23 protein-coding genes are annotated in these 26,069 nt (G+C 43.2%); 7 read left to right on the top strand and 16 right to left on the bottom strand.

Going from position 1 to position 26,069, the window contains the following annotated elements:
- Positions 1-3: 3 nt before the first annotated feature.
- From IE164_RS06505 to IE164_RS18610, 10 genes are all read right to left on the bottom strand, one after another.
- On the bottom strand, positions 4-648 hold the full coding sequence (locus IE164_RS06505; protein ID WP_189629410.1) for a response regulator transcription factor: 645 nt from the start codon (positions 646-648) through the stop codon (positions 4-6).
- 82 nt (positions 649-730) lie between these two features.
- Positions 731-1,162 (bottom strand): response regulator, encoded by a 432-nt coding sequence (locus IE164_RS06500; RefSeq protein WP_189629409.1) that lies wholly within the window; start codon positions 1,160-1,162, stop codon positions 731-733.
- Entirely contained in the window at positions 1,159-3,051 is a 1,893-nt protein-coding gene (locus tag IE164_RS06495) for a sensor histidine kinase (RefSeq protein WP_189629408.1), read from the bottom strand. The genes IE164_RS06500 and IE164_RS06495 overlap by 4 nt, the downstream gene beginning before the upstream one ends.
- Before the next feature lie 69 nt (positions 3,052-3,120).
- Positions 3,121-4,041 carry a polyketide cyclase gene (locus IE164_RS06490; RefSeq protein ID WP_189629407.1) on the bottom strand — a complete coding sequence of 307 codons (921 nt, stop codon included), beginning with the start codon at positions 4,039-4,041 and terminating at the stop codon, positions 3,121-3,123.
- A 3-nt stretch (positions 4,042-4,044) separates the two neighbouring features.
- Positions 4,045-4,965, bottom strand: a complete 921-nt coding sequence (locus IE164_RS06485; RefSeq protein ID WP_189629406.1) for a TIGR01777 family oxidoreductase — start codon at positions 4,963-4,965, stop codon at positions 4,045-4,047.
- On the bottom strand, positions 4,962-5,369 hold the full coding sequence (locus IE164_RS06480) for a hypothetical protein (protein ID WP_189629405.1): 408 nt from the start codon (positions 5,367-5,369) through the stop codon (positions 4,962-4,964). Before IE164_RS06480 ends, IE164_RS06485 begins: the two co-directional genes overlap by 4 nt.
- 392 nt (positions 5,370-5,761) lie before the next feature.
- On the bottom strand, positions 5,762-6,262 hold the full coding sequence (locus tag IE164_RS06475; RefSeq protein ID WP_189629404.1) for a GbsR/MarR family transcriptional regulator: 501 nt from the start codon (positions 6,260-6,262) through the stop codon (positions 5,762-5,764).
- 100 nt (positions 6,263-6,362) lie between these two features.
- Positions 6,363-6,920 carry a DUF1684 domain-containing protein gene (locus IE164_RS06470; RefSeq protein WP_189629403.1) on the bottom strand — a complete coding sequence of 186 codons (558 nt, stop codon included), beginning with the start codon at positions 6,918-6,920 and terminating at the stop codon, positions 6,363-6,365.
- Positions 6,921-6,968: 48 nt separating this feature from the next.
- Positions 6,969-7,487 (bottom strand): DUF4199 domain-containing protein, encoded by a 519-nt coding sequence (locus IE164_RS06465; RefSeq protein WP_189629402.1) that lies wholly within the window; start codon positions 7,485-7,487, stop codon positions 6,969-6,971.
- A gap of 178 nt (positions 7,488-7,665) precedes the next feature.
- Entirely contained in the window at positions 7,666-8,088 is a 423-nt protein-coding gene (locus IE164_RS18610; RefSeq protein ID WP_189629401.1) for a response regulator transcription factor, read from the bottom strand.
- A 225-nt stretch (positions 8,089-8,313) separates the two neighbouring features.
- Between IE164_RS18610 and IE164_RS06455 the strand changes: the two genes are divergently transcribed.
- Complete coding sequence (locus tag IE164_RS06455) at positions 8,314-9,720, top strand: amidohydrolase family protein (protein ID WP_189629400.1); 1,407 nt, start codon at positions 8,314-8,316, stop codon at positions 9,718-9,720.
- Positions 9,721-9,901: 181 nt separating this feature from the next.
- Here IE164_RS06455 and IE164_RS06450 read toward each other — a convergent pair whose 3' ends face one another.
- From IE164_RS06450 to IE164_RS06440, 3 genes are all read right to left on the bottom strand, one after another.
- Positions 9,902-11,149, bottom strand: a complete 1,248-nt coding sequence (locus tag IE164_RS06450; protein ID WP_189629399.1) for an RNA polymerase sigma factor — start codon at positions 11,147-11,149, stop codon at positions 9,902-9,904.
- A gap of 146 nt (positions 11,150-11,295) precedes the next feature.
- On the bottom strand, positions 11,296-11,640 hold the full coding sequence (locus tag IE164_RS06445) for a YciI family protein (RefSeq protein WP_189629398.1): 345 nt from the start codon (positions 11,638-11,640) through the stop codon (positions 11,296-11,298).
- A gap of 841 nt (positions 11,641-12,481) precedes the next feature.
- Positions 12,482-13,966: an aminotransferase-like domain-containing protein gene (locus IE164_RS06440; protein WP_189629397.1), complete on the bottom strand. Its 1,485-nt coding sequence runs from the start codon at positions 13,964-13,966 to the stop codon at positions 12,482-12,484.
- 67 nt (positions 13,967-14,033) lie between these two features.
- Here IE164_RS06440 and IE164_RS06435 point away from each other — a divergent pair, with 67 nt between their 5' ends.
- The 4 genes from IE164_RS06435 (at position 14,034) to IE164_RS06420 (ending at position 17,504) form a co-directional block, all read left to right on the top strand.
- Positions 14,034-14,708, top strand: a complete 675-nt coding sequence (locus IE164_RS06435) for a pyridoxamine 5'-phosphate oxidase family protein (protein ID WP_189629396.1) — start codon at positions 14,034-14,036, stop codon at positions 14,706-14,708.
- Positions 14,709-14,880: 172 nt separating this feature from the next.
- Complete coding sequence (locus tag IE164_RS06430; RefSeq protein WP_189629395.1) at positions 14,881-15,234, top strand: hypothetical protein; 354 nt, start codon at positions 14,881-14,883, stop codon at positions 15,232-15,234.
- A 367-nt stretch (positions 15,235-15,601) separates the two neighbouring features.
- Positions 15,602-16,129 (top strand): flavodoxin family protein, encoded by a 528-nt coding sequence (locus IE164_RS06425; protein WP_189629394.1) that lies wholly within the window; start codon positions 15,602-15,604, stop codon positions 16,127-16,129.
- Between the two features lie 349 nt (positions 16,130-16,478).
- The gene (locus tag IE164_RS06420; protein WP_189629393.1) at positions 16,479-17,504 is read left to right on the top strand and encodes a hypothetical protein; all 1,026 of its coding nucleotides are present in this window, start codon (positions 16,479-16,481) and stop codon (positions 17,502-17,504) included.
- 412 nt (positions 17,505-17,916) lie between these two features.
- On the opposite strand, the gene IE164_RS06415 is transcribed toward IE164_RS06420, so the two are convergent.
- The 3 genes from IE164_RS06415 to IE164_RS06405 all read right to left on the bottom strand — a co-directional run bounded on the left by IE164_RS06415 (position 17,917) and on the right by IE164_RS06405 (position 24,772).
- Entirely contained in the window at positions 17,917-21,297 is a 3,381-nt protein-coding gene (locus tag IE164_RS06415; RefSeq protein WP_189629392.1) for a methylmalonyl-CoA mutase family protein, read from the bottom strand.
- Positions 21,298-21,419: 122 nt separating this feature from the next.
- On the bottom strand, positions 21,420-23,600 hold the full coding sequence (locus IE164_RS06410; RefSeq protein ID WP_189629391.1) for a patatin-like phospholipase domain-containing protein: 2,181 nt from the start codon (positions 23,598-23,600) through the stop codon (positions 21,420-21,422).
- Positions 23,597-24,772 carry a THUMP domain-containing class I SAM-dependent RNA methyltransferase gene (locus IE164_RS06405; protein WP_189629390.1) on the bottom strand — a complete coding sequence of 392 codons (1,176 nt, stop codon included), beginning with the start codon at positions 24,770-24,772 and terminating at the stop codon, positions 23,597-23,599. The genes IE164_RS06410 and IE164_RS06405 overlap by 4 nt, the downstream gene beginning before the upstream one ends.
- Positions 24,773-25,247: 475 nt before the next feature.
- Between IE164_RS06405 and IE164_RS06400 the strand changes: the two genes are divergently transcribed.
- Positions 25,248-25,775, top strand: coding sequence for a DUF4494 domain-containing protein (locus tag IE164_RS06400; protein WP_189629389.1), 528 nt, complete (start codon positions 25,248-25,250; stop codon positions 25,773-25,775).
- Positions 25,759-26,019 carry a hypothetical protein gene (locus IE164_RS06395; RefSeq protein WP_189629388.1) on the top strand — a complete coding sequence of 87 codons (261 nt, stop codon included), beginning with the start codon at positions 25,759-25,761 and terminating at the stop codon, positions 26,017-26,019. Before IE164_RS06400 ends, IE164_RS06395 begins: the two co-directional genes overlap by 17 nt.
- The last annotated feature ends 50 nt before the right edge of the window (positions 26,020-26,069 follow it).

Genomic DNA, 26,069 nt, shown 5'->3' with positions numbered 1-26,069 from the left:
AGTTCAGACCAGCCCTTTTTCTACCGCATATATGGCTAACCCAATAAGGTTTTTAGAACCTGTTTTTTCCATGAGGTTTCTTTTGTGTGCATCTACAGTTTTTGTGCTTATTAGCAGTTCGTTGGCAATTTCGCTATTGCTATATTCCTGAACAATTAGCCTTAGAATCTCTTTTTCTCGCAAGGAAAGTGGCATTTCTACCACCACATGTTCCTTCTTTATTCTACTGGCCAGATTGTTCATTATTTTATGAGAGATTTGCGGGCTAAAGTAGCACTCTCCGCTCATCACTTGTAAGATAGCCGCCCGAAGCTCGCTCTTCTCAGAGTTTTTCAGCACATAGCCATCTACCCCGGTAGAAAGGGCTTTCTTTACGTGCCGATCTTCGTTGATCATGGTGAGTACAATTACCTTTACGGAAGGATACAATTGCCTGAGCCTAACGGATAGCTCTTGCCCGCTAAGCACCGGCATATTTAAATCTGTTAATACCACATCGGGACTAAACTGCTCTGTTTTTTGTAGTGCATCGTGACCGTTTTCGGCTACCGCAACCACTTTAATTCTATCATCATTGAGAAAATAGGTACTGAGTGCATCGCGTATTACAGTCTGATCATCGGCTAAGAGTACTCTTACTTTGCCCATAATAATCTCAAAGGTTGAATCTGTTCACCTAAAAACCTAGTGTTCAGGCCGTTGGTTCATGAGGCAATATAAGAAAAGCTTATTAATCGTTTTTAGGAAGCTTCACCATATCGAACCAAAACTGTTCTATGTGCTCTACCAGAGCAATAAATTCATTAAAGTCCATGGGTTTGGCCAAGTAGCTGTTGGCGTGTCTCTTATAACTATCTTCTATGTCTCGTTCGGCCAGGCTTGTGGTGAGTACAATAATGGGTATGTGCTTTAGCTTATCATCATATTTAACGGCTTCTAATACCTGTTTACCATTGACTTTGGGCATGTTAAGGTCGAGCAAAATGAGATCGGGCAAGGGCGATTTGGCATATTCACCCTGCTGCCTTAGATAAGCCAAACATTCCTCTCCGTTCACCGCTACCGTAATGGAGGTTGGAACCTTCGACCGGTCGAAGGCTAACTTGGTGAGCATTACATCTTCCGGGCTATCTTCTACCAGCAAAATGTGGAGTTCTTTCATTTATTTACAGGCTTTAGATCAAAAATAAAACTTGTTCCTTTTCCTACCTCACTCTCTACTGTAAATGTTGAGCCATGGCTTTCCACAATTTTCTTGCAAATAGCCAGACCAATGCCTGTACCATCGTATTCGTCTCTGGAGTGAAGTCGCTGAAAGATGGTAAAAATTCGCTCCGTATACTTCGACTCTATGCCAATGCCGTTATCGCTTACAGCAATCCTGAATTTTTGTCCCTTTTCGGTGGCTGTGATTTCTACCCTGGGTTGTACATCATGCCTGCGGAACTTAATGGCGTTGCTCATTAGGTTTTGGAACAACTGCTCCAGCCTGCTCCTATCGCCTTCTACAGTAGGCAAGTTGTCGTATACTATTTGAGCATCGGACTCATTGATAGAAAACTCGAGGTTATCGCACACAATTTTTAAAACCTCGTTGAGGTCTACGGGCTCGATTTCTTTAGGAGATGTATCTAGTTTAGAAATGGTGAGCAAATCGTTGATGAGGTTCTTCATGCGGGCAGAAGCCTTAATAATGCTTTGTATAAAGTGCCTGGCTTCATCGTCCAGCTTTTCGGCATGCCCAATTTCCAGTAATTGCAAATAACTGGTTATAACCCGCAAAGGTTCTTGTAAATCGTGTGAAGCCACATAGGCAAAGTCTTGCAGCTCTCTATTAGAACGTTCCAGAGCTTGTAGCGATTCCTGAAGTTCTCTCTCTCGGGTATGTTCTTCGGTGATGTCTCTTACCACCCCGAGGTACAGGGTTTCGTCAGAGTATTTGTCTTCTGAAGGCACTCCCTTGTCGATGAGCACCTTATGCTGACCATCTTTTGTCTTAATTCTATACCGAATCTCATAAGGAGCCCTCTCAGCAATGGCCTGTTCAACCATTTGTTGCACACTCTCTCTATCATCTGAATGAATCAACTGAAAAGATGCCTTTAGCGATGGTTCAATTTCATTGGGATGATAGCCCAAAATGCGGAAACGTTCATCGGACCAATAGTGCTCATCCTTATCTACATACCATCGCCAGCTACCTACTTTGGCTATAGTTTCGGCCTCATTAAGTGCAGACTCGCTTTCTAAAAGTCGCTGTTCGCGCAATTTGCTCTCGTTAATGTCTTGAAAAAGTCCTTTGAGCCTGATAGCTTTTCCTTTCTCATATACCGTTTTGCCAATGGCCCTTACCCAAATCACATTCTTCTTGGCCGTTATGAGCTTTAGGTCAAGGTCAAAGGGTTTTCCCGATTCAATAGCCTCCTGAACAACTCCTGTGATTAAATGAATATGGTCTGGATGATAGTAGCTAATGGCACTCTCTACACTAACTGGAGTACCGGGCTCCATTTCGTGTATTTCATACACTACAGGGCTCCAAAACAATTCATTGTTTCTAAGGTCCAAATGCCAATAGCCTAACCGAACGGTCTTCATGGTGTCGTTGTAGAAATCATTGAGTTCTTCTAACTCATGGTTTTGGCGCTTGAGCTCTTTGTTAATCTGTTCTACCTGGCCCGGAAGACCAATTTTAAGGGCTTTTGGAAAAAACTTAAAGAGCAGAACAATAGTACCGAGTGAAACCAGGCCCGTGCACATTTTTGTGATGGCGCTTACCCGATAGTAAGGCTCCCAAATGTTTACTATGTCTACGAGGTGGCCAATGCCGCAAAAGAATATAAAGGCTGCAAAGGCCTTGAATACAAAAGAAAACTTTAGGTCATTCCGCGCCTTCACATACCTCCACAATACTACAGGGATGAGCATATAGGATATGAAGGTCAGGCCGTCTCCAATAACAATAGGGATGAGTATTTCTTTTTCCCAAAAATAGCAATGCCCATGAGGCATGAAATTGCTATCAAAAACGTGTCTGAACAATTCTAACATATGTACTGAGAGATGTAGAGGACTTTCAATATCTTAAAAATATCTGTATGGTTTAAGTAGAAGTTGACATTAGTGTCCTCTGTCGCCCAGCTTTCTTCTTAAATTCTCAAACACATAGTGGTGTTCCTGTTGTATGCCCTCTTTTTCAAAAGGCTTCCAATAGGCTCGTGGATATAACTCAGAAGTGTAGGTAGTTGTTCGTGTGAGTCTTGTTTGTCCGGTAGTCAGGCTATCGAATGTATAAATGGCTTCTTTAAAACCTAACCAACGCCTACCCGTTAGCTCATAGTCAATTACATCCATTGCAAGCAGTTTGCCGGGCTCAAACATTGTGATTTCCTCCACAATCTTCCCTCCTTCAAAGTAGCAAATCCTGTAAGCACCCACCTCTTCTCTTTCGAGGATGCATTTGTGAGGAACCGGTAAATCCAGTTGCATTAAGAAGGGTTTAGGGCCATAGAGGGTGTCGATAGACTTAATGGCATGAAAAACTTCTGTTGGTGGGTAAGGCAAAATTATCTGAGTCGAAACGGAGTTAACTGTCTTATCATTTTGAAGAGTGAAATGTTCTAGTGGCCCCAATAGAAGTAGTACCAGTAAAGGAGATAGCCGAATAGATAACTCGGATTTGCGACTTAACAACCGATACTGTTTAAAAAGATGGGCAATAATAAACCCCAAAAATACCGGAGGCAAGATGAGAGGTATTAGGAAGACCGTACATATGAGTCCTTCCAGTCCAGAAACAATGCAGAACACAAAGAATATGAGCATGGCTACAAGCAAACCCTTAACCACCGATGATGTACTAGGCAATACGCCCAGACTTAAACCTAAAATGATCGGAAACACAAGAAACATTACCCAGGCATACTCTACTATGTTGTAGTGCAAAAAAACCATGCCCCAGCCCATAAAGAAGAGGGTCTGAACTATACTTATTCTAAAGCTTTTATTCCTCCAGAAATCTTTAAAAGTTAATCGTGCCATTGTTTAGGATTTAGAAGTAGTTGCTACAATATCCAGAAGCGCATCCTGTATTTTTGTAAACCGAAACCTGAATCCTTGAACTAATAATTTTTCGGGAATAACGTAGCGGCCATATATTGCCAGTTCCTCATCAGTTTTCAGTATCCATCTAGCTCCGATGCGCAATGCCCATGTGGGTAATGGAATGGCAATAGGCCATCCCAATACTTTTCTAAGTTGTTTCATTAGTTCGGCATTGGAACAGGGATAAGGTGAAGTTACATTGTAGACTCCTGAGTAATAATCGTTGACTATTGCCTGAAATACAATTCGATTGAAGTCCCTTTGGTGAATCCAACTCATCCCCTGCTTACCAGAAGCTATTGCGCTGCCAAAACCAAGTCTAACCAGGGTTTTCAGTTCTTTGTAAGCACCACCCGATGCACCGAGTACAAAGCCTGTTCGCAAAACAATACCCCTCACCGAATCAGGCTTCATAACCCGAAACTTTTGCTCCCAGGCTCTTCCTACCTCTGGAGCCAATCCTACTCCGGTTATTGAATTCTCATTACATCTTCTGGTTGGCGGATCTCCATAAATGTGAGCCGTAGACATTTGTACCCAAACCTTAGGAGGCTTTTTGAGCCGCTTAAGCGCCTCACCGATAGCCTCTGTGGCCTCGAGCCTCGATCGAAGAATGAGGTCGCGGTTATCTGGTGTTTTGCGGCAGTTTACACTTTTCCCGGCAAAGTTCACCACGGCTTCAGCTCCTTCTAGTTGACTACACCAACTACCAATGGAATAGCCATCCCACAAAATAAGCCGGTAAGGCGTATCTATATGATGCCTTGCAATGAGTATCGGCACAAAGCCTTTTGTCTCTAAATAATCGGCCAGAGACAAGCCCAAAAAGCCGGAACCTCCAAAAATAACAACCTTCTTCATTGCCCTCCTGGTTTTGTGACATCATAAGCCAGTCTGTCGTTATAGGAGTTCTTCACCAACCAGTATTGGTAAATAGGTATAGGCCAACTGATAGCAAAAAGGTAAATATCCATTAACCACCGCCCAGTATTGATATACTCATAGAGAACAAATAAGCCCAACCAATAGCCAATGGATAAAATCCAGTAAAGCCTGAATCCTTTAGTTATTCTGGCAGACCGCGTTCTCTGGCTTGTAATAAAATGAATGCCTGTGAGATGCTGAATAAAGGCCAACGGCATTTGTACAAGAGCAAGTAGATAGAAATAAGATACTTCTCCACTTACCAACACCGTTGCGATAATTAAAATAATAGCCAATAATGCTATTAGATGTGTGTTGATGTATATTCTATAACTTTCCATATTTTTATTATTTTCAATATTTTTTGAAAATCATTATTAAATTTTTTTACTCCAATAAGCCTGAAGAGTCAAATTGACCTGTTGATAAACAGCTATACTGATAGGAAAGAGAACGAACAAATGCGCGATAATCTTAATCTCAAACAAGAGCACTATGGTGATTGCTAACACACAAATGGCTGACATTAACCAGTATACTTTATTACAGATCACAAACTTTCGGCCTGCCGACTTAGTCGTGCGCCTCAATCCGAATGTGGCCATTGGCTGCAACAAAGCAAAACCCATTAAACCAATTAGACCAAAGAACATTTCACCCTCTGACCCAAGATAGATCAGATACGCAATTAAGCATAAGAAGAGATTCATAGAAAAAATTAGCACCCTCTCTATCATCTCATCAACTTCATTAAAACCTGAAAAAACCAGTTTTTATCAGAGCGAATAAACTTATCTAGGGCACCATCCACTTGTTTGGTAAAGCCTGATAAGTCTCCTGTTACTTTTTTGAAATGCTCCACCTGAGGTGTATTGCCCTCCACTTCTTGCACTTCATTTAAAACTCTCATTACCGGCTCAATCTCTCTCCTTCTCCTTTCTCTCGATACCTGTCTGGCCAGTTCCAAAATATCCTTCCCGGTAGTAAAATACTCTTTCCTCTCCCCCGGTTTCAAGACTTTCTGTACAATGCCCCAGTCCATCAAAGACCTTAGATTCATATTGGCATTGCCCCTGGAAATCTTAAGCTCTTCCATTATGTCCTCAGTGGTCAAAGCTTCTTCAGTAATCAGCAGAAGTGCGTGAATCTGCCCCATAGCCTTATTAATTCCCCAAGCGGACCCTAATGTACCCCAAGCTTGAATAAACTGATCTTTCGCTTTATCGTATTGCATGGTGCTAAGATAATGATATTTTTTTTATTTTCAATAATTTCTGAAAATATAATAACACATCTCAATAGACCTCGGTGGCCATACGATTTCCCCGATACTTCTAATACCCCTTTATTCCGGCCTCAATCTTAATGGGCAGATAATTCGCTTCGGGCACTTTGGGGCACTCATAGTTGTCGCTATAGGCACAATACGGATTGTAGAGTTTGTTGAAGTCTATCACCCACTCCGTTCCTTCCGGGATTCCCTCATAATGCATATATCGTCCTGCTCCATAGGTTTCATTACCTGTAGTTTCATCCACCAAAGGAAGGAATACATAAATTGGCTGACCGGGTAAACTGAACCTTCTCTGTTCTACATACGCCTCCAGTGTATAGTCCTCACCATCAAGTTGAAAATGAAGGACACCTATTCTCTTATATACTTTGGTAGTACCCTTGCTGGTGCCTAATGGAAAGGGCTTCGAGTCGGGCGTTGGCTCGAAGCGAGCTATAACTCTATATTTCTCTTGTATGGGATAAAACCGATGCCCTTGAAAACTTCGTCTCTGTTGCTCGGTTAAGGGAGACTTGTTGGGGTCAAGGTATTCTTTATTTAGTTCTTCCTGCCAGGCCTTTACCTCCTGTAAATAACTACCGTTCTGAGCTTTAGTCAAGGTCAGAACGGCAAAAAATGATAGTGTAAGAATAAATCGACCCAAGGGCTATGTGGTTTTTAAGGTTTGTTTTCGCTGCAAAAGCAATCCTCCAATAATACTAATTACAAAACCAATTAGAAATACGGTAAGAAACATAAGCAGTGATTGCCCAAAAGTAGAAGCAAAAAAGCCATAACTATCCAGATGGACCTGATATTTCGCTTCGAACGAAGGGTCTGTAATTTGAATATTCTCCGTGTAAGCAAAATAATTTCTCATAAAGTCTGGATCAATCCACAACACATACACGGCATTATACAAGCCAAAGGCCAAACCACCAATAGAGGAGATTCCCAAACCAATTTTAAAAGCTTCACTGAATGAAAGCAGCCCTCCCTGCTCCTTTCTGTAATTCAACTGAGCCACAATAATTAGCAACATAGCCACCAGAATGGAGGCGTAGCCAATAATTTCTCCCAATGCGTACCCTCCTTCTGCAGTGCCCACAAGCGCAACAGATACAAAGCCAAAACCGACCATTAAAAGGCCACCAATCAATCCGAATTTGATAATGAGATTTTTCATTTGTTCACTTTTTTTTCAGCCAAAACAGTCGGTTTTGCGAGCAATGGGACTCATACTTTTGTATGAAATTAGTGAATCTTTGATTGATTTCTGTTTCGTGGCCACCCTCTGTGTCTATTCCTTAAGCCATCCAGTGAGATTAGCCATAGCCCCCAAAAAAGAGAAAGTAGAAAGTGTACTACTCTATTATCCTCAACTCTTTAGCTCTGGTAACTGCCTGAGTTCTGCGCTTCACATCGAGCTTGACAAACAGATTAGATACATGAGTTTTGACGGTGTTTTCCGAAACAAAGAGCTTCTCTCCAATTTCTACATTAGAAAGCCCGCTGGCAATAAGCCGGAGCACTTCCATTTCCCTTTCAGTGAGCCCGAGGGCTTCGATCTGCTGCTCATCAATTTCAATCACCGTCCCAACCTCCACGATTTCCACCTTTCTGAACTTAAGCCCTAAATAAATACCCAAACCTATAAACGCGGCACCCACTAAACCCAGAATAAGATCTGAGGACATATCCGGAATCAATAGCGACATCCTGCTTAGCTGAAAGAGAATCAACAAAGCGGCTATTATCAACCCAAAACGAAGAATGACCTTGAACATGGATTTGAAACTAGTTATTCAGAACTAAATCTTTGTAAGGATTACCGCAAATTCTCCTTCTAACGCCATAGCAGCACGCCTGCAATCCGCAGGCCTGCACGGGATTTCAGAAATATTACCAACCAATGTGGACTCCCACCTACGTGGGAATGATAGTTCCTTCCATTCAAAAAAATCAATCTGAATAGAAAAGGGAATTCAATTACTTTTAAGAAAACAAGCCTTATGAAATCCAGCGTTCTTCTCTTACTCTTTGCTCTTGCTATATATTCATGTCAACCCAAAGAAGCGGTAGACATTCTTATTACTCATGCGGAAGTAATAGATGTGGAAAGTGGTGAAATACTTAGCGATCGTATGATTGGCATAAAAGAAGGCTCCATTGCCTTCATCTCTGACGATTACTCAAGAAAGTACAATGCTACGCAGACGATAGAGGCCGATGGGAAATTTGTAATCCCGGGGCTTTGGGATATGCACATTCATTTTAGGGGTGGCGAAGAACTCATTGAGGAAAACAAGAATTTGATTCCACTATTTACAGCCAATGGCATAACCGGGGTGCGCGAAGCCGGAGGCGATATGACGCACCAGATATTTGACTGGCAGAAGGCTATTAAAGAGGGAACCATGATAGGCCCTAAAATCTTTACTTCGGGTCCGAAGCTGGACGGGCCGGGAGCAACTTGGGCGGGCTCTATTTCCGTTACCACACAAGCTGAGGCTGCAAAGGCAGTAGATTCACTCGCCAGCATGGGCGTTGATTTTATCAAGCTCTATGACAGCCGCATTTCACGCGATGCTTACCTGTGGATATTAGAAGAAGCACAAAAACGCGGCATTAAAACCTCCGGTCATATGCCATTTACGGTAATGCTTAATGAAGCGGTGGAAGCAGGACTCGGCTCAATCGAACATCTATATTATGTGCTAAAGGGCACATCGGCAGAAGAACAGGAAGTAACAAATGATGTGATTGCCGGAAAAGCCAGCTTTTGGGGCTCTATGAATCGGCTGATGGCCTCTACCGGTGAAGCTCAGGAACAAACAACATTCAATCTGTTGCGCAACCACAACACCTATGTTACCCCCACCCTTTTTATTGGCAACACATTGACTTACCTCAAAGAGGTAGACCACTCTAATGATGAGTATCTGAACTACATAGGAAACGGTATTATTGCCACCTATCAGGGGCGAATTCGTAGCGCGCTGAGTGCCAATGAAGCGTTCACTCAAATGCGTATTGATCTGAACAATACCTTCATAAACCTTGTGCCTAAGCTACACAAGGCAGGAGTTCAGCTGCTGGCCGGCTCAGACTGCGGTGCCTCCAATAGCTATGTGTACCCCGGCCAATCGTTGCATGGGGAATTGAAGGCTTTGGTCGATGCCGGTCTGCCGGAAATTGAGGCCCTTAAGGCCGCAACTATTAACGGAGCCAAGTTTCTGGAAGTGAATGATTTCTACGGAAGCCTGAAGGCAGGCAAATCAGGAGATTTACTCATTCTGAATGATAATCCGCTGGAAGACATTAGCAATACTCAAAGCATCAGCAGCATGGTGCTTCAAGGTAAAGTCTACACAAAATCTGATATGGATTCCATGCTGGAGAGTGTGAGGAAGAAGTAGACTTTGTTTCTGCTGTCATTCCCGCGCAGGTAGAAATCGGATCTCCCAGTTATTCTGTTGTGAAAGACGGGCATTCCCTCCTATACGGAAATGACAAGAGACTACATCCAATCCAGTCAAAGCCACTTATACTCGTTTGCAACAAATATATCAGAGTGCTCAATATAAAATCGACCCAAGATCACTTCCCAATCCAACTCTGGAGCTTCTTTTCCAGAAACCTTCTCTCCGTAATATTCAAAGCCTGACCGATCGCTTTTTGCAGATGAACCCTGGCCGCTGACCAATTACCAATTTCAGCATATAAATCGGCCTTTAGGGCAAGAAGGGACTGATTCCCTTCAATTACTTCTTCCAAGCCCTCCATTTCTTTAAGGGCCGCAGTTGCCCCTTTCACCTTACTCAACACCAATATTCTGCTCATCTGTACTACGGGTACCGGCTTCAGTTTAACCAGCGTATCGTAAAGACTTAGAATGGCTTTCCAGTTGGTTTTTTCGTAGGTCTCAGCTGTGGTGTAATAGCATGATATGGCAGCCTCCAACTGATAAACCGATGAACCTTCGAACTTCGAAGAATCATGTAAAAAATGCCATCCCCACTTGATGTGCTCTTCATCGTACTTGGATCGATCCTGATTTTCCAGGGTCAGCAGATTACCTGCCTCATCAGTTCGTGCCGGAAAACGAGCCGCCTTAAACAACATCATGGCTATAAGCGCCTTCAGCTCGCCTTTATTGCAACTTCGCTCATTGGTCAACAAAAAGGCCAGACGTATGGCTTCTTCACACAAATCTTGCTTCATCAGCTGGTTCCCTTCGGTAGCCTTATAGCCTTCATTGAAAAGCAGGTAAATCACCTGAAGCACCGCTTCCAACCGGTTTTCCAGATCGCCACCCTCAGGTACTTTCAAGGCCCCAACCTCTTCTCTGAATTTGACTTTTGCCCGTGTAATGGCTCGTTTCGTAGCTTCTTCCTGTTTTAACAATGCTCGGGCAATTTCTTTTACAGAAAGTCCGCAAAGCAACTTTAGGCTGAGCATAAGTTGCTCGGTTGGTTTCATGGCCGGGTGACAGCAGGCAAAAATCATTCGAAGCTGATCATCTACAATCACCTTTTCTTCGGGTAGCCTGCTTTCTTCTTCGCCAATGGCATCGGCCGTAACTGCCTGTTCGTAAGAAACCGATTTGGCTTCCTTTCTTAAATAATCAATAATCTGATTATTGACCACTCGGTATAACCAGGCAGAGGGGTTGTTGGGCATGGGCTGAAACGACCATTGCCTGGCCGCTTTGTAGAGAGCCTCTTGAACTGCATCTTCAATGGTATCGATAAGGTGCGGAGAATACTTGTTGGCAAATAAGGAAACCAGCTTTCCATATTCGTGACGAAAAAGATGATCCAGCGTTTGATTGACAGCAGAAGGCATAAGAAAAAGGAGGTGTTAGCTTAAAAACCAACCGTCACCCTGAACCTGTCTGCCTACAGGCAGGCTTGTTTCAGGGTCTTTAATACAAAAGATTCCGAAACAAGTTCGGAATGACGCGTATGTTAACACCTCCCTAAGTTAATGAATTACATATCCTGAATCTCTCTGATTTCAATATGCCCGTCTTCAGCATCCAGAATTGGGCAGCCTTTAGATATTTCGGTGGCTTCTTCTAACGATGAGGCATTGACCATTAGGTAGCCTCCTACAATTTCGGCACCTTCGGCAAAAGGGCCATCAGTAACTACAGCTCCGCCTTTAGAAACTTGCTTACCTTCGGCCTTTAGCGGCAAGCCGTCAATGAGCTGTCCTTTTTCGGCAAGGCCCTGCATCCAGGCTCTCCATTCATCCATATGAGCTTCAACTTCTGCAGGGGACATTTCAGCCATTCGGGCATCGCCACCTCTAAACAGGTATAAATACTTTTGCATTGTTTAAAAATTATGAGTTTGAAATTCGTTTTGAAAAATCGCGATTCATGGGTTTGACGATCGTTTTGACCTTTCGGGACAGAATCTAGAAAAAATATTTTAATCCTCGGGTTTGGTGGCTGGTTGATCGGTGGATGAGTTGATCAGTGAACGGAAATCAGAAAACAGGGATTGATAGTATTGCTCTCAATACTAGCAGAAACATTCCTCCTTTAAAAAAGGAGGTGGCCGAAGGCAGGAGGACTTCTCTGTTGTCATCCTAAGGGACGGTTCTCCATTATCTCTTTTAGAATTGAAACAATCTTAATTTAGCCACAAGCTGTGTCCTCACAGCGTCTTTTAACAGCCATTTGTGAAGACACAAATGGAGGCTAGGTTCAGAAATATACTTCTTGCTACTTAAGTAAGTACCCCTAAAATAACCTGAGTCCGATGTAAGGAAGTAGTAAAATATCCCCCTTAGGACGTCATTGCGGAATTTTCCTCTGAAAACTTTACATACGCAAAGGAAAATATCCGCAATCTCATTTAGGCTCTGTTGAGATACCGGATAAAACAGGCCTTTTTGAGAGTTTAAGGCCTGTTTTTCCGGCATGACGTTCTTTTCTTACATCGAACTCAGGTTAAAATAGAATATTAGTTAATTCACCTCCGCCCAGCAGACACCTCTCCCGATTACTATCGAGAGTTAGAAGACATCCATGCTATCCGAAACTGCATTATTTTCTCCATCCTGAGCTTGTCGAAGGATCTGCACAACTAGAATCTTTGGCCAACCCCTCGACTTCGATCGGGATAAAAAAACCGGATCATACCGAATTCTCCTCCTTACAAAGAGGGATTAGAGGTGATTCATCACCTCCTTCAACACTGAAACTATTTGAGTTTGCTCTTGGAAATTGATGGAAGCAAAACCCATTCGTATTCCATTATTAGCCGTATGATTGAAGTTATAAGTTTGATAATCAGGAATGTTTAACCCTTTCTGCCTGCAGGCTTCCGCAATGTCTATCCAGCTCATATCCTCCCGAAGTTCAACCCACACGGCAAGTCCTCCCTCCGGAACTTTGAAGCGCACAAATTCACTCAACTCAGTTTTCAGCAATTGGCAAAAGTGATCTCTGCGATCCCTGTAGATTTTCAGAGCCTTTTTGGTATGCCTTTGGTAGTCGCCCTGACGAATCATAAGCGCTATGGATCTTTCTAAAATAGCATCACCTTGCCTATCAATAATTCTTCTGAGGTGTGCTACTTCATCGATAAAATCTTTGGGAGCCACCAAGTAACCAACACGGTAAGCCGGTGCCACAATTTTGCAAATGGCACCCATGTAAATTACCTGCCCCGAACGATCGGCACTGGCCAGAGGAAGCAAAGGTGCATTTCGATAGTGAAAATCATAATCGTAGTCATCTTCCAAAATGGCAAAACCATATTCTTCAGCCAATTGGAGGAGCTCTATTCTCCTTTCCACACTAAGGGTTACAGTAGTGGGGTGATGGTGATGTGAGGTTACGTACACGGCAGTTACTTTTTCCTGCCCACAGAGTTTTCGAAGCTCAGAGGTACGAATTCCCTTAAGATCTACAGAAACTGTTTTGACCTTCGCCCCAGCTTCCAGCATGGTAAGGTTGGCTGCAATGTAGTTGGTCTCGCCTACCACGGCCAGTTCTTTGTTTTTAAAAAGTAGCTGTGAGGCCAGATAAGTCCCCATTTGGCTACCTCTCACAATCATTATGTTGTCCTTATCCACGGCCATCCCTCTGGTTTCCTGAAGAAAACCGGCCAGTGTTTCGCGCAATAAAGCATCGCCATACACCGAGCCGTAGCTTAAATGACGGCTATTATACGACCGGGCAACAAAGCTTCTATAATGTTTAATGATATCATTGACCGGGGCAATTCGCACATCCGGAATACCTTCATCCAGAGTCAGCCCCTGAGGTATATCAGGCAAAACCCTTTTCAAATGAGCTTTGGTATAGAAAGTAAAACCGGAGTGTTTTATACTTCTTCCTTCCGAAACTTCACTTAGTTTATGGGGCAGTACGTTCGGTAAACTTTCGCTCACAAAAGTACCCTGTGATGGCCGTACATCAATCCACCCCTGGCTGAATAGCTCTTCATAGGCAGCTACCACAGTTTTGCGGTGTACTGCAAAACTCTGGGCCATAGCCCTGGTTCCCGGCAACCTGCTACCGGGGCGCAATACACCAGCCTTAATCTGTTGAATAAGTCCATTACTAATCTGGAGGTAGACTGGTAACTCAGTGTCCCGATCGATATTGATTAAATGAGGAAGTGCCACCATAACCGGACTACTCATATATTAAAAACCGGATTACATAAGTAGTCCGATAAATGTAGACATTTAACTGAACAAAACTCAGGTCATGTCAGAATTCAGTAAAAACCCTTTGAACAAAGTGGTTCGAGAGTCGAAACGAGCCCAGTACAACAAAGAACTCATTTACAACATTTTAGACTCTCATTTCATTTGTCAGATCCCCTATGTGTTTGAGGAAACTGCTATAGTAATTCCAACCGCTTATGGGCGAAAAGGAAATACTATACTTATCCACGGTTCGCTTAAAAACCGCATGATGCTCTCTTTATTAAACCAAGAAAAAGTAAGCCTCAATGTTACTCATCTGGACGGCATTGTGCTGGCCAGATCGGTCTTTCACCATTCGGTAAATTATCGATCGGTGAATGTTTTTGGAAAGGCCAGGTTGATTGAAGAAGATGCCGAAAAGATGGAGGCCTTGGAAATAATTACGGAAAACATTATTCCGGGCCGATGGAACGAAGCAAGAATACCTAATCAGAAAGAACTCGATGGTACGCTAGTTATAGCCATAGATATTGAAGATGCTTCTGCAAAGGTCAGGGAAGTTGAAGCAGCTGATGACTCTGCAGACTATGACCTGGATGTTTGGGCGGGCGTATTAGAGCTTGAAGTGCAATCCGGAAGGCTCGTTCCTAACTCAGACTGTAAACCCGGACTACCAGAGCCGCAATCGGCCAAGAATTTTAAATTCTCCAACAACCCGGTGAAACAACCATAAAGCTGAAAAAATAGCTTGAGAAATATATTCATACGAAAGAGAAAATTGTGAGGGGATTGATGATAGGGTTGACGAGGTAGGTAATTAGAGTCTCAATCAAAAAAACTACTCCGCATAATCACATATTTTTGAGGAATGAAGAATGGTATTGAGTATTGAGACCTAAATCTACATGAGATATCTGAATGAATGTGAAATAGCACCCCTACTAAATGCTGGAAAAGTAGTAGAGCAATTCATTGGTGAATTCTATCATCAAGGCTTCAAATGCTATAGATACTTCTCTCTCCAAAAGGATCGACATGGGATTCATCTATTGGTCTTTGAAAAATTTGATGAAAGCGATGAAGGGTTAACAAGCATTTATGATTTTTCAAGCCTTGATCCTGATCAGCTATATGGAAAAGAACATGATTCTTTCCCTTCATTGAATGCAGTCCTATTATATCTTGAGAGTGAATATGAAATATCAAGCGATAAGTTTCTCTTGGCAGGTCAATTGGATCAAGTAGTTGGAATAGGATAAGACAGCACTCTTTCTTACACGCTAGAGGGTGGAGGTGCAACATCAGCGTGACCATCGACAGCAACCGAATCTAAGAATGCCAATGCCACTTCGATGGTTTTGATGTTGGTTGCTTTTTCTCCTGCCTGCCGACAGGCAGGTTCACAATGACGGAATCCGATTGACTTGGCCGTGGGCTATCGACCATGGACAAGACACAGCCAACTTTAAACTTAAAACCTTGAATTTTGAACCAATGGCGATACTGCCCTGCCACCAACAAGCCCTGGCTTATTTCGATTTATAATTGACGATCTTATCCCATAGAACCACCAAGTGACCAAACAAAGCTCTCGAACTATTCATAGCCCGGGGCTGTTGCGATCCTATGAGTTTTAAAACCAAGCCCCTGGTTATTGTAGGGAGTGCAAGAAGTGATAGCAACACCTTAAAACTGGTGAATGAGGTTTTTGCTCCGGGAGAAGCAAATATTATGGACTTGCAAAACTTCTTTTTTGAGGGCTATTCCTATAGTCAGCGCTACCCGGCCAATGATGAATTCAATCAACTGGCAAGGGCCGTGCACGAGTCACAAACTATTGTGTTTGCTACACCGGTGTATTGGTATGCCATGAGCGGAATAATGAAAACCTTCTTCGACAGACTCACGGATTTAACCAAAAGACACAAAGCCATGGGTAAACAACTGGCAGGTAAACATACATTTTTGCTTTCAGTAGGTGCCAGTCCGGAACTCCCTGAAGGCTTTGAAGTTCCTTTCAGGAATAGCTCCATATACTTTGATATGCAATATCAGGGTATGCTCTATCGTGACACCTCTGCCAATAAGTTGCCGAAGAATTTTGAAGACCAAGTATGCCGTTTTCGAAAGAAGGTTTTGAAGTTACTTCACTAACCCTTGCTTATAAGGACGGTTCGTAGGAGTCGATTGGTACTCGGCATTCTCGCTTACAATCATCAAACGGATCGCCATGTCTTAAAGAATTTATTTTATTCCATGTCTGCCGACCTTTAGGCCGGCTCGCAATCACTAAATTCGGTTGGTATGGCAACCTTTGCTTACTAGTCTGACCAGTGGTGTGCCATCAGCGAATGCTTAAATACTCGCTAATTTCCAGATCGTATAATTATCGTATATTTTCGTATTATCCCTTTTAATGCCAACCGTAAAAAAGTCTATTGTCTCAAATGGTTAAAGCTGGTTTAGTGGAGAAGCATGGGACTGAGACGAATTATAGTTATTTATGAAACCATCGAAAAGATTAATACAAAGTATTCAGTGTGCCGCCAATTTAGCATACAAGAATAAGTATACTCTGTATTTTGGACAAAATGAAAAAGGTCTTGGGTTAGAACCTATATTTTCCAAAGGAGATGATCAACAAATCAAATGTTTACAAGAAAAAGTTATTGCAGTCTATACAATCAGACAATGTGTGAGGCATTTGTTGATGTCGTATAATTATCTCAGTGCTTCTTACCTACTTTACGACAAAAGACATAAATCCGCATCGGCCATAATGAGCTATAACTCATGTTATCATACGGCTAAAAGTTTCATGGCACTAAAAGGGGACTTGTCTTTTCAAATCAAACCATCTATTAACATAGCATTCAACCCGAGAGAATCAATCAGATTTCATTTTAAAGAAAGGCAGTCTCAGTGGCATACTGATTACAAAGTATTACAAGAAGATCATACAAAGCTATGGAACAGATTTAGTGAGTATTTTAAAGCACACTCACCACCGGAATATTTCAATCCTATGTTTAAATATTGGTTCCCTCGCAAGTTTATTGGGCAAAAAACGGAAAAAGACTTTGCAAGTAAATCTGATTTTTTAGTCTACACATTAACAAACAATGTATGGGGGCATTATAGGTTTCAAGAAAAAAGGAAGGATTTCTTTCATTGTCTTCAACAGTGTAGACATGATGCGATATATAGAAATCAAGGGTTTGATCTGGAGTCTTACCATTATCTAATAGAAGAAAATAGGGGGTTAAAAATTGGCTCCGAGATATTGAGTACTCCAACCACTCTGATCAAAGAGTTCTCTTTTGAATTCTTCAAGGACATATTAAAAGGCATCATATTTTTGCTCAACAATATTAACGTCACTAAAAAAACTCGAGAGTTCTTACTTGTCTCAATTTACTATCCTCCCTTTGATGAAATTGAAAAAGACAGAAATTTAGAAGAGCAATTTGAACAAATAATGAAGATCGAAAACTGGTTCCGAGAAGCTCGTCCAAAAATGATAAGGTAATTATTAACTTATCGGTCGTAAACAACTCGAGTTTCCAACGGAGATGACTCAAAAGCCGATTTGTAATCGGCATGACTACTTGCCAGCAACAAAGGGATTGCCCGCGTCTCAAACGTTTGCTGCGTCACTTTTGCTCCTCTCAATGATGAAATCCGGTTGGCTTGGCAACCTTTGCTTACTGGTCTGACCACTGGTTCGTGCCATTCCCAACTCTTTATTTCTGATTAGCTCACTACTAGTATATTCTTTGCCAGTGATTTGGAGATTCCCGCCTGCGCGGGAATGACAATCCAAAACACTGATTTCCTATCAACTGATGTCCGCCCCCCTTAATTCCGAAATGGGTGCTAAAAAATGGGGTTTCAGGCCCTGATTTCTGATCACCGATTAACTGATCACCACCTCAGAAACATTACATGTTCCTACGATACTGCCCACCTACCTCAAACAAGGCACTGGTGATTTGACCCAGTGAGCAATACTTACAAGCCTCCATTAGTTCTTCAAACATATTTTGGTTTTGAACAGCGGCTTTCTGTACCCTGTCAATCATTTCTTTGGCCTTTTGAGCATTGCCCTTATGCAGATTGCCCAACATGCTGATCTGGTACTCCTTCTCCTCCGTAGTAGCTCTAATTACCTCTTTGGGTTGAACCGTTGGAGAGCCCTTAGAACTCAGGAAGGTATTCACACCAATAATTGGGAATTCTCCGGTATGCTTGAGCGTCTCGTAGTAAAGCGACTCTTCCTGAATCTTGCTGCGCTGATACATGGTTTCCATGGCTCCTAACACGCCCCCTCTTTCAGTTATTCTATCGAATTCGGCTAAAACAGCCTCCTCTACTAGGTCCGTTAGCTCTTCTATAATGAACGAGCCCTGCATAGGGTTCTCATTTTTAGCCAGCCCCAGTTCTTTGTTAATGATGAGCTGAATGGCCATGGCTCTTCTTACCGACTCTTCTGTTGGAGTTGTAATAGCTTCATCGTAGGCATTGGTATGAAGAGAGTTACAGTTATCGTAAATAGCATACAAGGCCTGTAACGTGGTTCTTATATCGTTGAAGTCAATTTCCTGCGCGTGCAACGATCGCCCTGAAGTCTGGATATGGTATTTGAGCATTTGGGCCCGTGAGTTGGCTCCATACTTATTTTTCAAAGCTTTCGCCCAAATTCTTCTGGCCACACGGCCAATCACCGCATACTCCGGATCTATACCATTGGAAAAGAAGAATGAAAGGTTTGGTCCAAAGGCGTTAATATCCATGCCCCGGCTTAGGTAGTACTCTACGTAGGTAAAGCCATTGGCCAATGTAAAAGCCAACTGGGTAATTGGATTAGCTCCTGCTTCGGCAATATGATAGCCCGAAATAGAAACGGAGTAGAAGTTTCTAACTAAGTGTTCGATAAAGTACTCCTGAACATCGCCCATTAGTCTAAGGGCAAACTCAGTAGAGAAAATACATGTGTTTTGCGCCTGGTCTTCTTTCAGAATATCGGCCTGCACTGTTCCGCGTACTACAGAAAGGGTTTTAGCCTTTATCTGGTTATATACATCGGCCGGTAATACCTGGTCGCCTGTTACCCCAAGCAACATAAGCCCGAGCCCATCATTACCTTCGGGCAGTTCACCCTGATATTGCGGTCTGGCTACTCCTTTTTCTTTATAAATGGCTTCAATCTTGGCATTTACTTCATCTTCCAGACCATTCTCCTTGATGTAGATTTCGCACTGCTGGTCAATGGCTGCATTCATAAAGAAGCCTAAGAGCATTGGAGCCGGACCATTGATGGTCATTGAAACCGATGTGGTCGGATCGCACAAATTGAAGCCTGAATAGAGCTTTTTAGCGTCATCCAAGCAGCAAATACTTACCCCTGAGTTACCAATTTTTCCATAAATATCCGGCCTGTAGTCGGGGTCGTTACCATAAAGGGTCACGGAATCGAATGCCGTGGAAAGCCTTGCGGCCGGCATGCCCAAGCTCACATAATGAAAGCGTCTGTTGGTTCTTTCCGGGCCACCTTCTCCCGCGAACATACGGGTAGGATCTTCGCCTTCTCTTTTGAAAGGGTAGATTCCCGCGGTGTATGGAAACTCTCCCGGCACATTTTCCTGCAAAGACCAGCGAATTACATCGCCCCAGCTTCTGAATTTAGGCAGTGATACTTTCGGTATTTGAGTATGCGATAACGATTCGGTATGGGTCTTAATTTTAATTTCCTTGTCACGAACCTTGAAGGAATAAACAGGGTCCGAATATTTTCTTTTCTTTTCTTCCCACTGCTCAATGAGTTGCCAGTTGTAAGGATCGAGGTCCATTTTGACTTGCTCAAAAGATTCTTGTAGGCCTTTAATCAGCCTATCGCGGTCTGCAATGGTAGAGTCTTTTAGGGTATCGATAGACCTCTGGAGTCCATATAGTTTATCTGCTACCTCGGCCTGTGTTAGTGCTGTGGCATCGTATGCCCGGTTTGTTTCGGCAATTTCAGAAAGGTATCGGGTTCGGTTAGGCGGAATCACATAGACCTTCTCCGACATTTCATTGGTAATCTCAAAAGTAGACTTTAGATCGGCCTGTGTTTTCTCCACAATCTTATCCATAATAGACTTGTAGAGCGAATTCATGCCCGGATCGTTAAATTGGGACGCAATGGTGCCAAACACCGGCATATCGTCAATTTTGGCGTTCCAAAGCCCGTGATTACGTTGGTACTGTTTTTTTACATCGCGCAAGGCATCGAGAGCACCACGTTTGTCGAATTTGTTGAGGGCAATTATGTCGGCAAAGTCGAGCATATCTATTTTCTCCAACTGTGTTGCTGCTCCATACTCCGGTGTCATTACATAAAGAGAAACATCGGAGTGATCGAGAATTTCCGTATCGCTCTGACCTATGCCTGAGGTCTCTAAAATAATGAGATCATATTCCGCGGCCTTCAGCACCTGAACCGCCTCGCGCACATGCTTGGACAAGGCCAGGTTGGACTGGCGCGTAGCCAGCGAGCGCATATATACCCGCGGGTTGTTAATGGAGTTCATGCGAATTCGGTCGCCCAACAGGGCTCCACCCGTTTTTCGCTTGGAAGGGTCTACCGAGATAATACCAATGCGCTTTTCCTTAAAGTCGATCAAAAACCTTCTTACCAATTCATCGACCAACGATGATTTTCCGGCTCCTCCGGTTCCGGTTATTCCGAGCACCGGTGTCTTTACCGCCTCTGCCAGTTGGTGAACTTTATCCAGTTCAGGTTTAGATTCTTCCGGGTAGTTTTCTGCAGCCGATATAACTCTGGCTATGGATTTTACATCTTTTTCTTTTAAGTGATTTACCTCTCCGTTTAAGTTTTGTCCGGTAGGAAAATCGCACTGCTTCACCATGTCATTTATCATTCCCTGCAATCCCATGGCGCGGCCATCGTCCGGTGAATAAATGCGCGTAATGCCATAGTCCATTAGCTCTTTTATTTCTTCCGGAAGAATTACTCCTCCACCCCCTCCAAAGATTCTAATGTGTCCGGCACCCTTCTCCTTGAGTAAGTCATACATATACTTGAAGTACTCGTTATGTCCCCCTTGGTAAGACGTCATGGCTATGGCCTGGGCATCTTCTTGAATTGCCGTGTTCACCACTTCCTCCACGCTACGGTCGTGTCCGAGGTGAATTACCTCGCAACCGGTGGCCTGAATAATTCTGCGCATAATATTAATGGCCGCATCGTGACCATCGAACAATGAGGCGGCAGTAACAATTCTAATCTTATTCTTGGGTTTATAAGGAGCTACTTCTTGCATATATCATCCATTTCTAGAATGGCAAATTTAGCCAAAATGAGACTTTTTCCTAACACTTGTTAGGATAGCTTTTTACACCGCTCATTAAAACGGTTAAAACCATTGGTAGGCTTTAATCTCTCTTACTTTAACTTTTGCAGAGCCCGTTGGTTTTCGGGCAAATGAATAGATTCTACTATGTTTTGCTTTTCGAATTCTGTGAGTCGCCAGCTCAGCGAGGCCCTGTTGAGGGTTTGATAGGTGTATTGAAACTCTACCCTTTTGAGATGATCTCCAAAAATCTCTTTGGTGAGTTCATACCACTGGTCGTTCTTTATGGTCTGCACCTTATCCCAACTCTTGTAAACCGACTGTATTGGGGAGAAGAACCGCTCCATTACGTTTTGTGGTTCGGGCGCGGTAAGCTCGTCTTCTTTGCTGGAATCGCGAATGGTAATGAACACCACCTCGCTGGTATTTTCCATAATCCACTCTTTGAACACATTGAGAAAAATAAGTCCGTCTACAATCCCATAATTATCAGAAATACCGGCATCGGCAATTTGAATAGGCGGTTCGGTGGGCAAGGTTATGGTGGGCACCACATAGGGAAAAGTAGCACTCATTCGAAGGGCCGTAAGAAACCGCAAACTATCGGGCTGATGTTCCCTAAGCAGCGACCTGAAATCTACGCCTTGTACAATGGTATTTTCCTCATCGCGGTAGTTCAAAAAGCTTACCGGATGTGGCGAAATATAGAGTTTACGACCATCATTGGTAATAAGAGGGCTCACCAAAAGTGCAGGAATCTCTCCCCTGTATTCGGGCGAACGATAATCGGCCAGAGGCCTGTCTAGTGCCCCATTGAGGTTCTTGGCTAGGTTCTGTTCAAACGTATGGCCTCGTTCTACTTTGTATCGCTGCCCGGCATATTCGAACGATTTTACTTTCAGGAAAATATCGTTGATGAGCAGCTTGAAAATTAAAGGATTTAAAATCTGGTTGCCTATCTCGTGCCGATGGATGCTATTCCGAGGATCGTTGCCCAACCAGAAAAGCTCGCGATAAAAGGCAGCGCCAATTAACCCTCCTGAAGCTCCTGTAATGAGAAACGTTTCGTTCATCAACTGCCCTTGCTTTACGGAATCTATATGTTGCAACACATTGGTGGTCCATAATGCAGAACGTTGCCCTCCACCACTAACAGCAATCAGGTGCATTTTGGGCTTCTCTTGCCCTGTTTTGGCTTTCCAGTTATTGAGCATATCCAGCCAATAGGCCTTGGAGGCTTCAATATCGTCTTTGCCGGAAATCTCATGGATTTCGTCCAGGTTGTAGGGAGTTTTTCCAACGGTATAGTCTATTCCATAGGCCGGATAACGATAGCCCCAGTTAAACTCACTAAAGAGCAGGTTAAAAATAATAAGCAAACCAATGGCTGCCGTAACTACCCAGGACCGCAACCAGTAGCTCAGAGCTCCTGTAGCCATAATAATTACCGTGAGCAACAGCACACTGGAGGCCGCTGCCGGAATTTGAAATGCCCTAGACTCCTGAAAAAGACCCAGACCAAAAACAGTGACAATTAGAAAACTCTCTGCAATAATGGCGTTGCGCTGGTTTTGCTTAAAAATGCCAAGAATAGCCACCCGGTCGTAGTACTTTTCGAAACGCTTGGTGGAAAAAAATCCGAGCCTAATGGACACGTAATGGTCGCAACGCACATTGCCCCTGCGCAGCCTTTGCAACTGCCGAAAGGCATTGCGCTTCTGGCTGATGCCGGCCTTAATTTGCTTGCGGGCCTTTTTGCGCATTACGGCCCGAATATCGCGGTTAGTAAGTGTAAAGTAGCTAAAGAGCAACACCAGCATAATTACGAACCCTGTAAATAAACCAAGCAATGAGTTGGCTATTTCACCAGTGCTGTACAGACCGTAATCGCGCTGAAACTGAATAATTTTTACCACATAGAAGGTCATGAAACTGAGTGGTAAAATGGAGTTGTTCAGGCAAAAGTGAGTAAAGGGCCTTGGCAGGGTGCCAAGAAAAGGAAAACGGAATCCGTCAAGAATGTAAGAAGTGATGTTAAAAGCCATGGAAAACCCGGCCAGGCTGAGCCCCATAATAAAAAAGCCCCAAAACCCTACCGAATCGAGGTATATTGGATCGAGAAACAAATAGGGAATGCCCAAATTTTTACCGAAACCACCGGCCACAGTAGAAAACAAGAAAAACCAGTAGAGCAATAAAAACTGATTGTGCTTTATGTGCACCACCAGGAGTTTGATAGGAAAGCTGTGAAAAATAGCGTTTAATGCTTTCAATCCTTTTGTTTTTTGGAGCCCTTGTACAACTCGTACTTCAGTAATCTACATTCAATTTTTGCATTGTAAAAGGGAATTCGTGCAGAGGTTCTCAAACCAATGCTTTTGGCCAGGTTCATGTTTCCTGTAAATATAAAACCGGTATAGCCCTGACACTTCTGCTTGAAGAAATCACCGATTTGCCTGTATACCTCCAGTAGCTTCTCTTCTTCTCCCAGTCGTTCACCGTACTCAGGGTTAATCATAATTACTCCCGGCTCTTCCGGCATTTGTGTCTCTCGAAAATCACAAAGCTGAAAATCGATCAGTTCTTCAACACCGGCCGTTTTGGCATTCGCCCTCGCAGCTTTAATGGCATCGCGGTTCATGTCTGAGGCCACAATTTTAAGCCCGGGAGCCGGTGCCTTCATTTGCAATTTGGCTAAGCGCTGATAGCCTTGCCACGACTCTTCATCATAGCCCTTTATGTGCATGAAACCAAAGTTTTCTCTTTCCAGCCCGGGGGCTTTATTGATAGCGAACAGAGCGGCTTCTATAGCCAAAGTACCACTACCACACATAGGGTTTACGAAGGGTGTCTGAGCATCCCACTCGCTGGCCCTTATGGTCGAAGCGGCTAAAGATTCAATCATTGGAGCTTTAAAGGGCAGTTTTCTGTAACCGTGTTTGGCTATGGTTTCACCGGAGGTATCGAAGTAAATCCTTACTTTATCTTCTTTCCAGTAAATGTGAATAACCGTTCGATCTTTGTTGGGACCCGAATCCGGGCGTTTGCCGGTTTTTTCTACCATGCGGTCTACAATGGCATCTTTCACCCTCACGTTGGCAAACCTATCGTCTCGAATGGTATCGTTTTTAACATAAGAGGTAATGCTAAAATAGCCATCTGCATGCAAATACTTTTCCCACGGAATAGCTCGCACCCTGCTGTACAAATCGTTGGCATTTTTGGCAGGGAAACGCTGTATCTGATAAAGCACACGGCTTCCTGTTCGCAACCACATATTCAGCCGCAGGCAATCGTCCATATAACCCACGGTTTCTACTTCAGAAATATTGGTGGAAACTACCTCAAACCCCAACGCTTCAATTTCGCTAGCCAGCCAGGGGCTTTGCTCGGGAAAACAGGTAACTACTATGGCCGATTTGTAAGGAAAAACTGCGCTACTCATTGGGACGAAATACGGAAGAATTGATGGATTTAAAAAACCAACTATGCCCATGCCTTATCCTTATGTTGTTGGAATAGGAAGCCTTCAGTCGTAGTTAAGTGTTGTGTCTCCCTGTCGTCATAAACAGTACCTCCATAGCTTAATCAGCCTAAGTCAGGGTAAGAAAACCAAGGCAGGCAGAACATATTTTCCTACTTATCATTTTGAACTTGCCCAAAGAACAGCCAAGGCCTCAAACTCAATATGAAAAGTCTATATAAAGCGTCTGAAAACAACTCTGTTGCCATTAAAAAGAATTGCGAGCCCTCTCCTTTTCAGGCTGGCTTTAGGGCTGGCTTCGGTCTTTATTTCTTCACCCAATGGTAATGGAAAGACCGGTTCAATTGAAAATGGTCAAATTCACTCGAAAGTGACAATCCAAATTTCTTTTTCATTCTTACCCTCTTAACTTCGCGTTCCAATTAAAAGACATCAAATGAAAACCTGGTTTACCTGCAAAGTCAAATATCAAAAAGAGGACGAGCACGGCCGATTGAAAAATGTAACTGAGGCCTACCTGGCCGATGCCCTTTCGTTTACTGAAGCTGAAGCCCGAATTTATGAAGAGATGGGACAGCGGGTAATGGGCGAGTTTGCCGTAACCAGTATTGCTAAGAGTAAAATAGTAGATGTTTTTGAGTATAAAGATGCCGATCAATTTTACCAGGCCAAGGTATCTTATATGGTGGCCGATGCAGACAGTGGCAAGGAGAAGAAAGTAACTAATATAATGCTGGTTACAGCTCAAGATGTAAAGATGGCCTATGAGCGCATTCATGAAAGCCTGAACAACATGTTGGTCACCTTTGTGGTACCGGAGGTTAAAGAATCTCCGATTCTTGAGGTTTTTCATCACTATAAAGACGAAGAAAAGCTTCCTGAAGGTAACTTCAGACCTGTAGCCGAAGTAGAAGCCGAGAGCGTTCATGCCCAAGAAGAAGACGAAGATGAACAAGACATTTAACTCCATAGACCTTTCCATATTCGATTGCCTGAGTGCCAAGCTCAAAGGACAGGGCATTGAAATGGTTGCCCATAGCGGTTATTTGAGCAAAAATGGCATTTCACTCGACTATGCTTTTGACCCTTCGGCACAAACCCTAAGTATACAAAACCTAAAAGTGGGCTTCCCTGCCTCTATGATTGGCATGAATGAGGAGAAAATCATGGGAATATTGGAAAAAGCCATTGAGGAATGTAGGGGTTAGTTAATTTTATAGGTCGTGTACCAAAAGGTACCCGCCAATTTTAACCAGAC

Source organism: Roseivirga thermotolerans (assembly GCF_014653175.1).
Taxonomy (GTDB): domain Bacteria; phylum Bacteroidota; class Bacteroidia; order Cytophagales; family Cyclobacteriaceae; genus Roseivirga; species Roseivirga thermotolerans.
The sequence above is the reverse complement of the archived record's forward strand: the minus strand, read 5'-3'. Positions and strand labels throughout refer to the sequence as shown.